This is a genomic window from Chitinophaga horti (genome assembly GCF_022867795.2).
Classification (GTDB): Bacteria; Bacteroidota; Bacteroidia; order Chitinophagales; family Chitinophagaceae; genus Chitinophaga; species Chitinophaga horti.
Window position 1 is genome coordinate 5918044 of record NZ_CP107006.1, and the last position, 16327, is coordinate 5934370.

General features: G+C 50.6%; 11 protein-coding genes and 1 pseudogene. 6 read left to right on the forward strand and 6 right to left on the reverse strand.

From position 1 onward, the window contains the following. Window positions 1-8 precede the first annotated feature (8 nt). Complete coding sequence (locus MKQ68_RS24070; protein ID WP_264281288.1) at window positions 9-3143, reverse strand: efflux RND transporter permease subunit; 3135 nt, start codon at window positions 3141-3143, stop codon at window positions 9-11. A gap of 24 nt (window positions 3144-3167) precedes the next feature. Beyond that, window positions 3168-4244 carry an efflux RND transporter periplasmic adaptor subunit gene (locus MKQ68_RS24075; RefSeq protein WP_255861750.1) on the reverse strand — a complete coding sequence of 359 codons (1077 nt, stop codon included), beginning with the start codon at window positions 4242-4244 and terminating at the stop codon, window positions 3168-3170. Between the two features lie 475 nt (window positions 4245-4719). Here MKQ68_RS24075 and MKQ68_RS24080 point away from each other — a divergent pair, with 475 nt between their 5' ends. The 3 genes from MKQ68_RS24080 to rnc are packed head-to-tail and all read left to right on the forward strand — an operon-like array spanning window position 4720 to window position 6970. Next, window positions 4720-4956, forward strand: coding sequence for an acyl carrier protein (locus MKQ68_RS24080; protein WP_012788038.1), 237 nt, complete (start codon window positions 4720-4722; stop codon window positions 4954-4956). A 24-nt stretch (window positions 4957-4980) separates the two neighbouring features. Then, on the forward strand, window positions 4981-6234 hold the full coding sequence (gene fabF / locus MKQ68_RS24085; protein WP_264281289.1) for a beta-ketoacyl-ACP synthase II: 1254 nt from the start codon (window positions 4981-4983) through the stop codon (window positions 6232-6234). A gap of 4 nt (window positions 6235-6238) precedes the next feature. Further along, window positions 6239-6970 carry a ribonuclease III gene (gene rnc / locus MKQ68_RS24090; protein WP_264281290.1) on the forward strand — a complete coding sequence of 244 codons (732 nt, stop codon included), beginning with the start codon at window positions 6239-6241 and terminating at the stop codon, window positions 6968-6970. Between the two features lie 54 nt (window positions 6971-7024). Here rnc and MKQ68_RS24095 read toward each other — a convergent pair whose 3' ends face one another. From MKQ68_RS24095 to MKQ68_RS26020, 4 genes and pseudogenes are all read right to left on the reverse strand, one after another. Beyond that, on the reverse strand, window positions 7025-7630 hold the full coding sequence (locus MKQ68_RS24095) for a GyrI-like domain-containing protein (RefSeq protein WP_244845097.1): 606 nt from the start codon (window positions 7628-7630) through the stop codon (window positions 7025-7027). 66 nt (window positions 7631-7696) lie between these two features. Then, window positions 7697-8656: a helix-turn-helix transcriptional regulator gene (locus MKQ68_RS24100; protein ID WP_244845089.1), complete on the reverse strand. Its 960-nt coding sequence runs from the start codon at window positions 8654-8656 to the stop codon at window positions 7697-7699. Window positions 8657-9424: 768 nt separating this feature from the next. After that, window positions 9425-9976: a DMT family transporter gene (locus tag MKQ68_RS24105; protein WP_490715596.1), complete on the reverse strand. Its 552-nt coding sequence runs from the start codon at window positions 9974-9976 to the stop codon at window positions 9425-9427. Beyond that, window positions 9950-10341 (reverse strand): annotated as a pseudogene (locus tag MKQ68_RS26020) (EamA family transporter); the annotation flags it as partial. The pseudogene MKQ68_RS26020 and the gene MKQ68_RS24105, both read right to left, overlap by 27 nt. Window positions 10342-10551: 210 nt before the next feature. On the opposite strand from MKQ68_RS26020, the gene MKQ68_RS24115 reads away from it, so the two are divergent. The 3 genes from MKQ68_RS24115 (at window position 10552) to MKQ68_RS24125 (ending at window position 16316) form a co-directional block, all read left to right on the forward strand. Beyond that, complete coding sequence (locus MKQ68_RS24115) at window positions 10552-11145, forward strand: response regulator transcription factor (RefSeq protein ID WP_264281293.1); 594 nt, start codon at window positions 10552-10554, stop codon at window positions 11143-11145. Between the two features lie 4 nt (window positions 11146-11149). Next, window positions 11150-12454 carry a sensor histidine kinase gene (locus tag MKQ68_RS24120; protein ID WP_264281294.1) on the forward strand — a complete coding sequence of 435 codons (1305 nt, stop codon included), beginning with the start codon at window positions 11150-11152 and terminating at the stop codon, window positions 12452-12454. Between the two features lie 265 nt (window positions 12455-12719). Further along, window positions 12720-16316: a response regulator gene (locus MKQ68_RS24125; protein WP_264281295.1), complete on the forward strand. Its 3597-nt coding sequence runs from the start codon at window positions 12720-12722 to the stop codon at window positions 16314-16316. Window positions 16317-16327 lie beyond the last annotated feature (11 nt).

The window sequence follows — 16327 nt, forward strand, 5'->3', positions numbered from 1 at the left end:
TCAATTGCTTATGAATGCGCCATGGCCGCTTCGGCTTCCGACTCCTCTCTTTCTTCTGCTACGGCTTGTTCAAATTCAGTATTCTTTTTCCTTCTTGACATGATGGCGTACATCGCAGGAATGACGTACAGCGTAAGCACCAGCGAGAACATAATACCACCCACGATCACGATACCCAGCGGAATACGGCTGGTAGCGGCCGCGCCTAGCGACATCGCGATCGGCAGGGCACCTAATGCCATGGCGAGGCTCGTCATCAGGATCGGGCGTAAACGCATCGAAGCGCCTATCACTGCGGCGGTATCTTTATTGAGGCCTTCGTCTCGTTTGTGGTTGGCAAACTCCACGATGAGGATACCGTTTTTCGTTACCAGTCCAATAAGCATGATCACCCCGATCTGGGAGAAGATGTTCCAGGTTTGGCCGAAGATGGTAAGTGACAGGAACGCACCCGCGAAGGCCAGTGGTACGGTAAGCATGATGATCAGCGGATCGATCCAGCTTTCGAACTGCGCGGCCAGTACCAGGTAAATCAGCACCAGGGCAAGCGCCAGGGCGAACATCGTGTTGGAGCCGCTTTCCGCATAGTCGCGGGATGAGCCGGAAAGTGCCGTATCGAACGAATCGTCGATTACTTTTTCCTTCTGCAGTTTATCATAAATGTTATACATCTCCTGGATGCCGTCGCCGATGGTTTTGCCAGGCGCTACGTTGGCGGAGATGGTGGCCGATTTATAACGGTTGTAGTGATAAATAACGGGCGGACTGGTTTCCTCACTGATGGTTACCAGGTTGTCGAGTTGTATGGCTTCACCGGCAGCGTTGCGCACATAGATGTTCTGCAGGTCATTCGGATCGTCGCGGTTGCCGCGGAACACCTGGCCCATTACCTGGTATTGTTTACCATTTCGAACGAAGAAGCCGTAACGCTGGTTACTCAGCGCCAGTTGCAGTGTACCCGAAATATCGGCGACGGATACACCCAGTTCGGTAGCTTTTTCGCGATTGATGTGGATGCGCAGTTCCGGTTTGTTAAACTTCAGGTCAACGTCCACACCCTGGAAAACAGGATTTGCGTTTGCCTCTTCCACGAAGCGCGGAATAACGGCCGCCAGTTTATCGAAATTGATGTTCTGCAACACGAATGCTACGGGAAGGCCCTGGCGGCGCCCTACCTGTATGGTTTGCTGTTCGATCGCAAATACCTTACCCTGCGGGAACTGGTACATATTGCGGTTCACCATGTTCACGATCTCTTTTTGCGAGCGCTCCCGTTCTTTCGGATCTACCAGCGCCACGTTCGCGAACGCGGAGTTAACCGAACCGGCACCAGAGAAGCCTGGCGCGGTTACCGTAAGTACGATCCGTTTTTCCGGGATAGAGTCGGCCATGAACTGCGATAGCTTATCCACATAATTTTGCATGTAGTCGTACGAGGTGCCTTCGGGTGCGGTTACAGACAGGCGGAACGTGCTACGGTCTTCCATCGGCGCCAGTTCCGATTGTAATCCGCGGAAGAGGAAGTACATCATGGCCAGGCAGCCTACGATGATCACACCCGCTACCCATTTTACCTTCATGAATTTTTCCAGTGATGACTTATAGCCATTTTCCATTCCCTGGAAGAAAGGTTCAGTTTTAAGGTAGAATTTGGAATGCGTGTGCGTTTTACGGCCCAGCTTCACGTTAAGTACCGGCGTTAACGTCAGCGATACAAAGGCGGATATAATTACCGCGCCCGCCACCACGATACCGAACTCGCGGAACAGTTGTCCTACGAAACCCTGCAGGAAGATGATGGGCAGGAACACGAACGCCAGTGTGATGGACGTTGCGATTACCGCAAAGAATATTTCTTCTGAACCTTCTTTCGCTGCGCGCATGCGTGGCATGCCGGCCTCGATCTTTTTATAAATGTTCTCCGTTACCACGATACCGTCATCCACCACCAGGCCAATAGCCAGTACGATCGCCAGCAGGGTGAGGATATTAATCGTGAACCCGAGTACATACATAATAAAGAAGGCCCCGATGAGCGACACCGGTATATCCGCCAGCGGACGCACCGCCATCAGCCAGTCGCGGAAGAAGAGGTAAATGATGATCACCACCAGTACCAGTGATATCACCAGTGTTTCCTGCACCTCATGGATAGAGCGTGTGATGAATACCGTGTTATCGAGTGCGATGTTGATGCGAAAATCTTCGGGCAACTCCGTTTTCAGGTCTTCGTAACGTTTGTAGAATTCATCTGCAATCGCCACGTAGTTAGAGCCGGGTTGCGGAATGAGGGCGAGTGCGATCATCGGTACGCCGGATTCCTTCAGCATCGTTTCTTCGTTCTCCGGGCCTAACACCGCCTGTCCCACATCGCGCAGGCGGATCTCACTACCGTTTACGTTCTTTATAATAAGGTCGTTAAATTCTTCTTCCGTATCCAGTCGGCCGAACGTACGTACGGTGAGTTCTGTGGCATTGCCGGCGATCTTGCCGGAAGGCAGCTCCACGTTTTCACGCAACAGCGCCTGTTGCACATCACTGGGCGTGAGGCTGTACGACGACAGGCGGGCGGGATCCATCCAGATGCGCATGGCGTATTTTTTCTCCCCCCAGATCTGGATAGTGGATACGCCCGGAATTGTTTGGAGGCGTTCGAGCAGTACGTTCGTGGCGTACTCGGTAATCTCGAGCTGGTTGCGCGTATCGCTCTGCACCGTCATAGAAATAATCGCATCCGAGTTGGCATCCGCTTTACTTACCACGGGTGGTGCGTCGAGGTCGTCGGGCAGCGAACGTTGCGCCTGCGACACCTTATCACGCACGTCGTTGGTGGCAGCTTCCAGGTCTTCGCCCAATTCAAACTCCACCGTAATATTACTGCTACCCTGGCTGCTGAGTGAGGATATGTTTTTAATACCGGCCACACCGTTGATCGCTTTTTCGAGCGGTTCGGTGATCTGTGTTTCGATAATGTCCGAGTTAGCACCCGGGTAGGAAGTACGCACGTTCACCACCGGCGGGTCAATGGCCGGGAAGTCGCGCACCCCCAGGAACGTATAGCCCACCACGCCGAAGATCACGATAATGATATTGATCACGATCGCGAAAACAGGGCGTTTGAGGGACAATGAAGGTAAACTCATAATAAAGCTTTTTACGGGTGACGCTTACTGCACTTTGTTAAACTTGATCGCACTACCCGGCTTCAATTGCTGAATGCCGCTGATGATTACTGTATCGCCCGTTTCCAGGCCGCTGGTGATCTGTACATTGTCTTTATCCCGGATACCGGTTTCTACGACTACGAACTTTGCCTTTCCGCTATCGGCCACGATCACCTTTTTATCGCGGGTGCCGGGGATGATCGCCTGTGAAGGGATCATGATAGCATTAGGAATATCTTTCAGAGAGATGGTTGTTTTTACGAAAGAGCCGGGGAATAGTTTGCCGTTGCGGTTAGGCAGGATGGCGCGGATCTTAACCGTACGCGTGGCCAGGTCGATCTTTGGATCGATGGCATAAATGCTGCCCTGGTAATCGTCCGGGTCGCCGGATGCTTTGAAGGTAACGATGTCGCCTTTCTTTACCGCATTGCGGTATTTTTCCGGTACGGCGAAGTCGATCTTTAACGGATCGAGCTGTTGGAGGGTGGTCATGATCGTGGTGGGTGAAACGATGGCGCCTTCACTCACGTTGCGGAGGCCGATCGTGCCGCCGAAGGGCGCGCGGATCTCCGTTTTCTGTAATTGTACCTTATTAAATTCGATATCTGCCTGGTAAGCGCTTACCTGGTTCGCCGTCACGTCTACATCCTGCTGGCTGATACCATTGATCTTCAAGAGGTTTTCCTGTCGTTTGAGCGTGGTTTTGGACAAGTCCTGCTGTAACTGCAATTTCCGGATCTGTGCTTTGATGTCGCCATCGAACAGTTTGATGAGCAAGGTGCCTTTGCTGACCGTGGTGCCTTCTTTAAAATAGATATTGGTGATGCGTCCGCTGATCTCGGGTTGTAACTGCACCTCTTCATTGCTCTGTAATGTTCCGCTGGCCTCGATCGTTTGGTCCAGTTTACTGGTTCTGGCGATTACCGCGTCGGAAAGTACCGGGCGTGCGGCGGCGCGTGGTGCGGAGGCGGCAGCTGCGGGATCTTTCTTTTTGTTACCGGTAGTGAGCCGGATCACAACGAACGCTGCAACAGCCACTGCTGCTATCAGTAATACTGTTCTTAGAGTCTTATTACGCATGTGTGGTTCTAATATGAATTAATCTGTCAGGTATTGGTTATCGTGTGTACCAGGTTAAATGGCGTGGATCGTGTCGTTTGCTGTTCTTTTCATAAACGGGCTTCGATACTGCAAGTTACTGCTTTTCCCATCTGGACAAATTTAGTAAATGAGGTTGACCGCGTCCATTATAAACGGGTTAATATGGTTAAGTGGTTGTAATTACGGGTGAATGGGATGGAGGAGGGGGAGGAGGTGCCGGCCGGTATTTGTGGTATGTAAAAGGAGTGCGGGCGGGCTATGCTGTTAAGATATGTGGAAAAAAGCCTTGTGGAGAACTGGGAGTCATCGGCTGGAGTGCTTGATGGTATTGGCTTTTCGCTTTAAAACGATTTGAACTGAAGCAAAATCTCGGTTAAAATTTGCTGCGAGCCTTGGCAATTCAATAAAAAGTATATTTTTGCAGTCAAGTTTTAAACCAAAAACACTTAAAATTATGTCAGACATTGCATCAAGAGTTAAAAAGATCATCATTGACAAATTAGGCGTTGACGAGGCCGAGGTAACTCCTGAAGCCAGCTTCACCAATGACTTAGGCGCAGACTCTTTGGATACGGTAGAACTGATCATGGAATTCGAGAAAGAATTCAACATTTCCATTCCTGACGAACAAGCTGAAACTATCACTACTGTTGGCCAGGCCGTAGCTTACCTGGAAGAACATGTAAAATAATCCAACTAACTCAGAACTGTTTTAATGCAACCAAGACGAGTAGTCGTTACAGGTTTAGGTGCGCTTACACCGCTCGGCAATTCCGTAGATTCTTTTTGGCAGGGATTGGCGAGCGGTGTTTCCGGCGCCGACTTTATCAAGCAGTTTGATCCTTCCAAGTTCAAGACCCGCTTTGCATGCGAGCTGAAAGACTTCGATCCGACCAACTACATGGATAAGAAGGACGCCCGCAAGATGGACCCGTTCACACAAACCGCCGTTATTGCTGCCGACCAGGCAGTAGCAGATGCTAAGATCGACCGTGCTACGGTGGACCTTGATCGCGTTGGTGTGATCTGGGGTACCGGGGTTGGGGGAATGATCAACTTCACCCAGGAACTGAAGGAGTTTCACCAGGGAGACGGAACGCCACGTTTCAGCCCGTTCCTTATCCCAAGGCTCATACTTGACATTGCGGCAGGATATATATCTATCCGCAATGGCTTCCGTGGGCCCAACTTCTCTTGTGTTTCCGCCTGTGCTTCTGCCACTAACGCCATTATCGAGGCCATGAACCACATCCGCTATAATAAGGCGGACGTAATCGTGACCGGAGGATCCGAAAACATCATCAACGAACCTTGTGTTGGCGGTTTTAACGCCATGAAGGCTTTGTCGGAGAGAAACGACGATCCCAAGACCGCTTCGCGTCCATTTGACCTGGACCGTGACGGCTTTGTAATGGGTGAGGGTGCTGGTGCGCTGGTACTGGAATCATATGAGCATGCCATGGCACGCGGGGCTAACATCCTCGTGGAGATCATGGGCGGCGGCGCTACTGCCGACGCACACCACCTTACAGCGCCACATCCGGAAGGATTGGGTGCCAGGAATGTAATGAAGGCCGCCCTGGCTGATGCAAATATGCAGCCGGAGGAGATCGATTACATCAATGTTCACGGTACTTCTACCCCTTTGGGCGACATTGCAGAAGTAAAAGCCATCCAGGCGGTATTTGGAGATGCAGCTTACAAGCTGAACATCAGCAGTACCAAATCGATGACTGGTCACCTACTGGGTGCAGCAGGTGCCGTTGAGTCTATTGCAGCTATCAAGTCCATTTTACACGGACTGGTTCCGCCTACCATCAACCACTTTACGGACGATCCCCAGCTGGATGCTAAACTGAACTTTACTTTTAACGTAGCACAGCAACGTGAGGTTCGGGCAGCTTTAAGTAATACCTTTGGGTTCGGTGGGCACAATGCCTCGGTTATTTTCAAAAAATTTGTTCCTTGATTGTGTGAAAATACTTCCAGGTTTTCTATATCGTATTGTTTACAGGAAAAAGCAACTCCATAAAGAGCTCTATAATTTATTAGGCTTTGCGCCGGGTAACTATGCGCTTTATGAAGTGGCCCTCAGCCACCGCTCCAGCAAAGAGAAATTTCTCGAAAGCAATGAGCGGCTGGAGTACCTCGGCGATGCCATATTGGGAGCAATCATAGGAGATTATCTTTTTAAAAAATACCCCTACAAAACCGAAGGCTACCTCACCGAAATGCGTTCCAAAATCGTGAACCGTCAGCAATTGAACGACATCGCGATTAAAATGGGACTGCGAAAACTGACCATCTACGACAAGTATAACAGCTTTCTGAAAATCAGCCAGATTTTCGGGAATACCCTAGAAGCACTGGTGGGCGCGGTTTACCTGGACAAGGGGTATAACCGTACCAAACAGTTTGTGCACAAACGTATACTGGTACCTTACATCGACCTCGAAGCGCTGGAAACAGTGGAAATGAACCACAAGAACAAACTATATGGCTGGGCCAATAAAAATGGCAAAACGCTGGAGTTTGAATTGCTGGAAGAGCAGATGGATAACGGTCGCCGGATTTTTACCGTGGGTGCTATGATTGACGGGCAGCTGGTTTGCAGCGGCAAAGCCTTTAATAAAAAGGATGCCAGCCAGATCGCGGCGCAGCAGGCTATTGAGCAGCTGGGAATCGCCGATGGCAATAAAGATTAAATTCTGCGTTAAAAGATAGTAGTAGCCGGTCCCCGCAGGGGCCGGCTGTTTTATTTATGCCTTCTTCACCGGAAAGCGTAAGATCGTCCTCATCTTTTCAGGTGCTGCCTTTCCCGGCTGCGTAAGGTATATTTCGTGGTGCAGGCCGTGTTGTACAACATTATGCGCATCCATATACTCCCGCATTTTCGCAACCGTCGCCGGCTCGTCGGCATATGGTCCTACGTGCAGCATTTGAACGGAAAGTCCCTCTTCGATCGTTTCGAACTGCACTTCGGCGATCTTTAACTGGGGCTTCTTTTGGGTGGCCAGGGCTGCCGCCTGGCGAAAGTCGGCCGGGCTTACGAACGGCGGCATCTGTATCAGCAATTTCCAGTACCATTCATCGCGGCTTACCGTTTCGAAAGGGCGGTTCACGTTAATCCACCACAGCCCTTCGAGCTTAGGTACTGTGAAAAGCTGGCCCTGTAGTTTATGTAGCGCGCGGATGCTGTAAGCGACCGTATATAGTGCAGATACAGTAGGAGGAAAAGAGGGTCCGTCCGGGTCGCCCTGCCCGTTGATCGTCAGGAAGCGGCCAGTGGGGATGGTTACCAGTTCGGGCCTGGCGGCTGCTTTGTAATAGCGTTGATTCGTTTTTACAAGATCGAGGTTTGTCATGTCCGTCGGGTTTTAAGGCAAATAACCGATGGGGGACTGACAACCTTATGTCAGCAGTCGCTTAAATTATTTGCTGTAATGTGCCTGAACGGCGCGTACCAGTGAGCGCATCACCTCGTGTAATGGCTCTGGCGACAGTATTTCTACCTCGTTCGTGAAGCTGAGCAGCCACTGTCCGAAGTACTCCAGCGAGCTGGTGACAAAGGTCATCTCCACATGGTCACCTGCGTCCTTTTCTTCCACGAAGCCGGCGTAATACTTACGCTCCTGGATGAAGCGGGCTACATTCTTCGTGAAACGCACCCGTGTTTCGAAGGGGCGTTCGTGGTTATGGTTTTGGTCGAGGTATTCGCGCAGCGTGAGGTGGGCAGCCCTGTTATATTTCAGTTCGAGTAAGTTAAGCGATTTAATACGGTCGATGCGGAAGTCGCGGTAGTCTTTGCGCAACCGGCAGTATGCGATGAGGTGCCAGCTATTGGCTGCATGAAATACCCCAATGGGCTCTGCTTCGCGGCGATTGGTGGTGCTGTTGTGGTAAGCGTAATAATCCATCGCGATCACCCGCTGCATGGCTATGGCCTGTTGTACATCACTGAGGAAGCGGTTGGGAAAGCCCTGTTCCGGTTCATTGCTGCGACCGTAACTGAACACCTCGATATTAGCATCCAGCGATTCGAGGTAGTCTTTATCACTGCTGCGTAACACCGCCCGTATCTTTTGCATGGCACTGCTGAAAAGTCGTTCGCTGGAGCGATCGCCGAATTTTTCCATGAGCTTTTCGCCTGTAAGCAGGGCTGCAGCTTCTTCCTTATTGAACATTACCGGGGGCAGGTGGTAGCCGTCAACAATGTAGTAGCCCGTACCTGCTTCCGCACCGATGGGCACGCCGGATTCCTGTAAAGCCTTTACATCGCGGTATACCGTGCGTAAACTGATGTTGAACCGCTCGGCAATTTCGGCGGCTTTTACAACCCGTTTACCCTGGAGCTGGATGAGGATGGCAGTAAGGCGATCAATGCGGTTCATGCTACCAAGTTAGTTTGCCCGGCTGAATAATCCGGAAAAAAATATTGGGAAGGATTAAACCTTGGTGGGAAAAGATGGTCTCAATAACTGGCAACGTTGGTATTAGCGTGCTCGTATTAGCTTAAGACGATTGCTTTCGGGCATAAAGATACTAGTTGCTGTTACAGCATATAGTTAGGTTAAATGGTAAATCCCTGGTAACTCATTACCGGGGTTTTTTTATGCGCCTACTTAAATGAATATAACATCTTAGTGTGATAACAATAGATTAACACAGCTGTGGGGGCATTCGGACTAACTTGCTGTTACTTAACTGATTTATTATTTATTTATTCTCTGCAAGTTGAATGTTCAAGTTAAATTGATTACAAGCGGCCGGTATTCCACCGGCCGTTTTGTATTTGGTGATAACATGTTAGTGTGATAACGAATGTTTAACAGTTAGCTGTCTCATCAGCCTATAATTTAGCGGCTCGACCCTCGGAAATCATTATTCGGTTCATAGCATGATCATCTAACAACGTAAAACGCGAAACGGGCGCCTGATTTTTATCGGGGGCATTTAAACGATGCGCGGGGGAGCAAAGCCATACCATGACACTGCTTCGACCGCCATGACGAAATGTATTGTTATCGTGCTTAACCAGCCAGGACGAATAGCGTGATTGCGTACAAGGGAGAGAAATGTGGTGTTATCGTGTTTAACCAGCCAGGGGGAATAGCGCGATGGCTTGCAAGAGAGTGACACAACGGCGGTCGAAAAGAGGTCTATTGCTGGTCCAACACTTTTACTTTTTGTGCGATGTAAAGTCCGCCGATTACCAGGGCCGTGCCTGCGAACGTGAAGATCGTGATCGGTTCGTCGAGCAGGAAGTAGGCGTAAACAAAGCCGAAGATCGGGCAGAGGAATAGCCATACGGATGCCTTTACGGCATCGATGCGCACGAGGTGAAACCAGAGTTGCATCGATACGATCGATACGGGGCCGATAAGCCAGAATACGCTGCCCCAGAAAGTAGCGTTCCATTGCGTTTGCTGCGGATCTGTGCTGAGCCATGTAAAAGGCAGCAGGCAAATGCCACCCAGCAATACCTGCCAGGCATTGATCACCACATTTCGCAATTCCCATTTTACCCGTGCATAAAATACCGTGGCAACAGATACGGACACCATACCGGCGAGCAGTATGAGTAAGCCTTTGAGTGTGGCATGGCTGTTTTGCAGTAGTGGGTAAGTGGCGATCGCAACACCGATAAAGCCAGCGGCGATACCGGTGATTTCCTGCCATCGCAGTTTGCGGCGCATCCAGATGGCCGACATGAGCAGGATGAACAATGGGCTGGTGGCGGTGGAGAGGCTGCCAATACCGGCCGAAACCTCTTTCATAGCGGTTACATAAGCACCGAGATAAATGGTGGTATTAAGCAAGGCGAAGATGAGCAGGTTGCGCCATTCCACCCCCTGGGCAAGCGGTTTTTGGCGCCTTGTATGATGTAAGCGAAGCATAACATCAGCACACCGGCGATGAAGAAGCGTACATTCGCCAGCAGCAGGGGATGCGTTACCTGGATGCCGATTTTGGTGGCAGCGGCGGCGGAGGCCCATAACATGGCGAAAAGGATGCCCGGTAAAATCTGGCGCATGGCTCTAAATATTGCGGCCACAAAGCTACACATCGCGCGCATTATTTGAAAGCGCCATTGCCTGCACTTGCCGGATCGGCTGCCGGAAACTGCGGGTATTTCATATCAATAAACTATGATTTAAGATTTTTTAAATGTGTGTGCTGTAAGTAAAACCCCGTACAGTGGGGAGTCCTGATAAATAACCGGCTTCACATTTGGTTTTAAGTTGAAAATATAGCTATATTGACCAATGCTAACCAATCTTTTAGTATGCAGAATCCTTATATCCTGGTGGTAGAAGATGAGCGGCTGGTGGCGGAGAACGTAGCGTCAATTCTGGCGCAGGCGGGATATCCCAAGGTTTGGCTGGCAGATTCCCCGGAGGTGGCGATCGATTACGCGCAGAAGTACCCGGTAAACCTCGTGATTTGTGATATACAATTGCACGGGCATCATGTGGGTACCTCCATCGTACAAAAGATCAAAACGATGCGGCAGGTGGCGGTAATTTACCTTACTGCCCATTCGGACCAGCAAACGCTGGACATGGCCTTAGCAACGGAGCCGGTGGCTTACCTGTTAAAGCCTTTTACGGACAGGCAGTTGCTGGTGGCGGTAAATATGGGATTGCGCTCGCAGGTAGCAGCACCCGGTATTGAAGTTTTTCCGCGACCGTCTGCCCGCGAAATCGAGATCATCCAATGCCTGGCGGAGGGAATGAGCAGCAGCGCCATCGCTCACAAGTTAAACATCAGCGAAAACACAGTGAACACGCACCGGCGTAACCTTTTGAAGAAGTACGACCTGGAACGAACTTCGGAAATGGTGGCCATTGCCATCAAACAAAAATGGATCAAACTGTAGCGTTATGATGCAGCGGGTCAGAGAGCTTACGGCACTTATCGCCGGAGATGACGAGTACTTTTCGTTTGAGCACCGCATTTTCAACCTCATCAGCTTTTTCATCTTCCTGTTCACCATTATTGGCGGCACATGTAACTACCTTATCGGGCTTCACCCGATGACGGTGTACCTGTCTGTTGCCGGCTGGGCCATTTCGGGCTACCTGTATTACCGCTCCCGCATCCGCAGGGTGTTTAACCTGCTGTCCATCTGGCTGTACACAATAGGCACTATGCTGTGCCTGGGCGGTATGTACTTTTTTAATGCAGGGGTGCAGGGTACGACGGTGTACCTGATCATCATGTTGCTGAATGTGCTGCTGATTATCGTGCCGCCCGCCCGACGAAACTATTACTGGCTGTGCGCCGCGTTATACTTCACCATCCTGGCAGACTTGCTGCTGGAATACGCGTTCCCGGAATGGGTGGCCGCGTACCATACCGAAAGTGAGCAGTTGCTCGATCATATCATTACCCTCGCTTACTCCATGATCACCACGATGATCGTAATTATCGCTTTTCGCCGTAGTTACGAACGGGAGCGGGAGGCGGCTATTCGCCATAACCATGAACTGAGCCTGTTGAACGAGCGCTTTGCGCAGCAGCAGGAAGAGATGATGGTACAGGCGGTAGCGCTGGAGCAATCGTACCAGTCGGCTATGGAACGTAATGAAACGATCCAGATACTGCTGAAAGAACTGAACCACCGGGTGAAGAACAACCTGCAGGTCGTATCGAGCCTGTTAAGCTTGCAGGGCAGCCGCCTGGAAGATGATGCGGCCAAACAGATTTTACTCGAAAGCAAAAACCGCCTGGTGTCCCTGTTGCTCGTGCACCAACGCCTGTATGGCGACGACCATGCAACGGATGTTCCTATGCATGAATACTTGCCCGAGCTGGTGGAAACGGTCCGTTACTCGTATGCAGGCGGCTTTCCGGAAGATATGATGGAATACGAGGTGGCACCTGTATCGCTGCATGTAGAAAAGGCAATACCCCTCGCGTTGATCGCCAATGAACTGATCACCAACAGCTTTAAGCATGCTTTTGCAGCAACACCTAATCCTTTGCTCAAGGTGCGTTTTAAGCCGCTCGAAGCGCAATATATGTTAGAGATCACCGATAATGGTTGCGGTTTACCGGCCGATGTTCACGCTGCCGGGCATACGTTTGGCCTGCGTTTGGTAGAATCGTTGGTGCGACAGTTAAACGGTTCCTTACAAATGGAATCGCGTGGAGGCACCACGATGGTCGTATTGTTCCCTCGCTGATATTGTAGAAAAATATCCCCACTATCCAAGTCGTGCTTACAATCAATATTCATGCTACCGCAGCGGGTTTCAGGCATTTTTGTAACTATATTTTTTTGTTGATGTACAGGCCGTTCAAGGCTATTATATTTGCGTGCGTCAGGCCTTTGCGAAGGTCTGGCATACTGATGCCAAAACCGTAAGGGAGTGCGTTGGCCGCCTTTGTCAACCCGGGCTCCCGCGTTTTTTTGCAGCCTGTACCAGAAAAAAATAAAGCTTACGTTCCATGAATTCTTCTTTTAAACGCAACCTGTTGATCGGTTTCGGGCTTTCGCTCCTGCTGCTGATCATTAGTTCCGTAGCGTCTTACAACAGTATTCAGAACCTGTTACAAAGCGCCAGCCTGGTGGACCATACCAATTCGGTTATCCAGAAACTGGAGGGGGTAATGTCAATGATGAAAGACGCGGAAACCGGCCAGCGGGGCTACCTGCTTACGGAGGACGAGACCTTTCTTGACCCATATTACGGCGCTGCAGATAGCGCGTTGTCGCAATTGCGTGAGGTAGAAGTACTCACGAAAGACAACGAGTTGCAGCAGGCGAGTGTGAAAGCACTTGGGGTGGTGATCAACCAGCGCTTGTCTATGTTGAAAAGCCTTGCAGACCTGAAGCGTAACCGGCAGGCCATTAACGCTGACTCGCTGCGTATAGGGAAGTATCATATGGATGAAATACGTGGTATTGTTAAACAGATGTCGGAGCGCGAACGTACCCTTTTGCGCGAACGTACAGAGGAGCTGAACGAGGTGTCTGGTTTTACGCCGGTGCTGATCATCATAACAGCGTTGCTATCGTTAATCATCACTTCTGTATTCTATATGCGGGTGAAAACCGATTTCGACGACCGCTCGCGGTTGCACATGGCATTGCAACAGAAGGATGCAGACATCAGCCGGCGCATCGGAATTATACAGGAGATTGCAGGGCAGATATCCAGCGGCGATTACGCCGTGCGCGCCAAGGATGAAGGTAGCGACGGGTTGGGCAACCTGGCCTACGCAATTAACCGGATGGCAAATTCCCTCGAAACATCATTCACACAATTGTCGGAGAATGAGTGGCTGCAAACCGGTATGGCCGGCCTGAATGATAAGATGGTAGGCGAGAAGGAAAAGGATACGTTGGCCGGATACATACTTGACTATGTGGCGACTTATACGAACAGCCAGGTAGGCGCACTGTATCTTGCAGAAAGTGAAAAATTGTTACGCCTGTACAGCAGTTACGCATTATCATCCAAAGATCGTAAGGAGTTTCTTGCCAGCGGCGAGGGCCTGGCCGGACAATGTATGCAGAGTGGCCGTATGATCTTACTGAAAGACATTCCGGCCGATGCCATGATGATCAGTTATGCTGCCGGTGAAATTAAGCCAGTAAACATCATCGCACTGCCGATCCTGTATGAACAGCGCATCGTAGCGGTCATAGAACTGGCGTCGATACATGAATACAGTAAACACGAGGTCGCGTTCTTAAGCAACGTGGCGCACAATATTGGTATCGCTATCACCTCCGCCGAAAGCCGCCGTCGCCTGCAGGAGCTGCTGGAAGAAACACAGGCGCAAAGCGAAGAGTTGCAAACGCAGCACGGGGAACTGGAGAACCTGAACATGGAGCTGGAAGCACAAACGCAGAAGCTGCAGGTATCGGAAGAAGAACTGAAAGTACAGCAGGAAGAACTGATGCAATCCAACGCCGAGTTGGAAGAACGCAGCAGGCTGCTGGAAGAAAAGAATCAAATTATCATCAACCGTAACCTTGAAATCCAACAGAAAGCAGAAGAACTGGAGATCAGTACAAAGTACAAATCGGAGTTTCTGGCAAACATGTCGCACGAGCTTCGTACGCCGCTGAACTCCATTCTGCTGCTAAGCCGGTTGATGTCGGAAAATAATGATAAGAACCTGCTGCCCGACCAGATCGAATACGCGCAGGTAATATTCAGCTCCGGTAAAGGGCTGCTTACGCTGGTAGATGAAATACTAGACCTGTCAAAGATCGAAGCAGGCAAAATGGAACTGGAGTTCCAGCACGTGCATCTTTCTTCGGTAATATCCAACCTGCAGTCGATGTTCGAGCCCATGGCGAAGGACAAAGGCCTGGAGCTGAAGATCGGCACTGCATCTGGCTTACCGGCCACTATCGAAACCGATCATTTGCGCCTGGAGCAGGTGTTGAAAAACCTTTTGTCAAATGCATTGAAGTTCACCTCCGCCGGGTCTGTAAGCTTGTTGGTAGATATGGCGGCTGGCAAACAAGCGGTAACCTTCAAAGTAAAAGACACCGGTATTGGCATTTCGGAAGATAAACAACAGGTGATTTTCGAAGCCTTCCAGCAAGCGGATGGATCTACCCGCCGCAAATACGGAGGCACTGGCCTTGGACTCTCCATCAGCCGCGAGCTGGTGAAACTACTGGGTGGCTCCCTGGCGCTGCACAGTGTACCGGGTGAGGGTAGCGAGTTTATTGTTACTGTTCCGCTGGCACCTGCCGAAAAAGAAGAACAGCCGGTAGTAACGCCACCACCACGACCCAAAACATCGTTTAATACGCAATATACTGAGACCCCTAAGCCGCAATACACCACTGATGTTATCCCGCAGGCCATCAGCGACGATCGCGACGATGTTCGTCCGGGCGACCGCGTGATCCTGATCGTAGAGGATGACACCCATTTCGCGAAGGCACTGCTCAACTTTACCCGCTCGCGCGGTTACAGGGGAGTAGTGTCTGTTCGCGGGGACGAGGCATTGCCGCTGGCATTACAGTTTAAACCGATCGGAATTTTGCTCGATATAATGCTGCCCGTAAAAGACGGCTGGCAGGTCATGGAGGAACTGAAACAGGAACCACGCACCAAGTCCATCCCTGTACACATTATGTCGTCGATGGAAGTGAAGCGCGAGAGCCTGATGAAAGGTGCAATCGACTTTATCAGCAAACCCGTGGCCGCCGAAGGCATGCAGGTGATATTTGAGAAGATGGAATTTGTGCTGAACCGCTCCGCGAAAAAAGTATTGATCGTTGAGGAGAACAGCAAACATGCAAAAGCACTTTCGTATTTCCTCGGCACCTATAATGTGAGTTCTGAGATAGGCGATAGCGTACAGAAAAGCATCGAACTGCTGAAGCAGCAAGACGTTGACTGTGTGATCCTCGACATGGGCATACCCGACCAGGCCGCCTACGCCACGCTGGAAGCCGTGAAAGAAACAGAAGGGATGGAGAAGCTGCCGATCATCATTTTCACCGGTAAAAGCCTGAGCAAAACCGAAGAACAGCGCATTCGCCAGTATGCCGATTCTATCGTGGTGAAAACTGCGCATTCGTACCAGCGTATCCTGGACGAGGTGTCGCTCTTCCTTCACCTGGTGGAAGAGAATGGCAAGCTGCCGGAAGATGCGGGACAAAAAGTGTCGGTGCTGAACGAGGTGTTAAAAGACAAGGTAGTACTGGTGGCGGACGATGATGTGCGCAACATTTTCTCCCTCACAAAAGCGCTGGAAAAGCATAACATGAACGTAATCAGCGCGACGGATGGTAAAGAGGCGTTGGAGCAATTGAAAGAAGGGCCTGTACCGGACATTGTGCTGATGGATATGATGATGCCCGAAATGGATGGCTACGAAACCATTGCCAAAATGCGTCAGGACCCCCGCTTCATGAACCTGCCGATTATTGCTGTAACGGCCAAGGCCATGATGGGTGATAGAGAGAAGTGTATACAGGCAGGCGCATCCGACTATATTTCTAAACCGGTTGATATTGACCAGCTGTTGTCGTTGCTGCGTGTGTGGCTGTACGATAGAGCTTTCAGATAATAATTGACATG

Bases quoted from the DNA above. Each gene is read 5' to 3' on its own strand.
- MKQ68_RS24070 (WP_264281288.1), bottom strand. From the start codon at position 3,143: ATGAGTTTACCTTCATTGTCCCTCAAACGCCCTGTTTTCGCGATCGTG.
- MKQ68_RS24075 (WP_255861750.1), bottom strand. From the start codon at position 4,244: ATGCGTAATAAGACTCTAAGAACAGTATTACTGATAGCAGCAGTGGCT.
- MKQ68_RS24080 (WP_012788038.1), top strand. From the start codon at position 4,720: ATGTCAGACATTGCATCAAGAGTTAAAAAGATCATCATTGACAAATTA.
- fabF (WP_264281289.1), top strand. From the start codon at position 4,981: ATGCAACCAAGACGAGTAGTCGTTACAGGTTTAGGTGCGCTTACACCG.
- MKQ68_RS24095 (WP_244845097.1), bottom strand. From the start codon at position 7,630: ATGACAAACCTCGATCTTGTAAAAACGAATCAACGCTATTACAAAGCA.
- MKQ68_RS24100 (WP_244845089.1), bottom strand. From the start codon at position 8,656: ATGAACCGCATTGATCGCCTTACTGCCATCCTCATCCAGCTCCAGGGT.
- MKQ68_RS24105 (WP_490715596.1), bottom strand. From the start codon at position 9,976: ATGTCGGCCATCTGGATGCGCCGCAAACTGCGATGGCAGGAAATCACC.
- MKQ68_RS24115 (WP_264281293.1), top strand. From the start codon at position 10,552: ATGCAGAATCCTTATATCCTGGTGGTAGAAGATGAGCGGCTGGTGGCG.
- MKQ68_RS24120 (WP_264281294.1), top strand. From the start codon at position 11,150: ATGATGCAGCGGGTCAGAGAGCTTACGGCACTTATCGCCGGAGATGAC.
- MKQ68_RS24125 (WP_264281295.1), top strand. From the start codon at position 12,720: ATGAATTCTTCTTTTAAACGCAACCTGTTGATCGGTTTCGGGCTTTCG.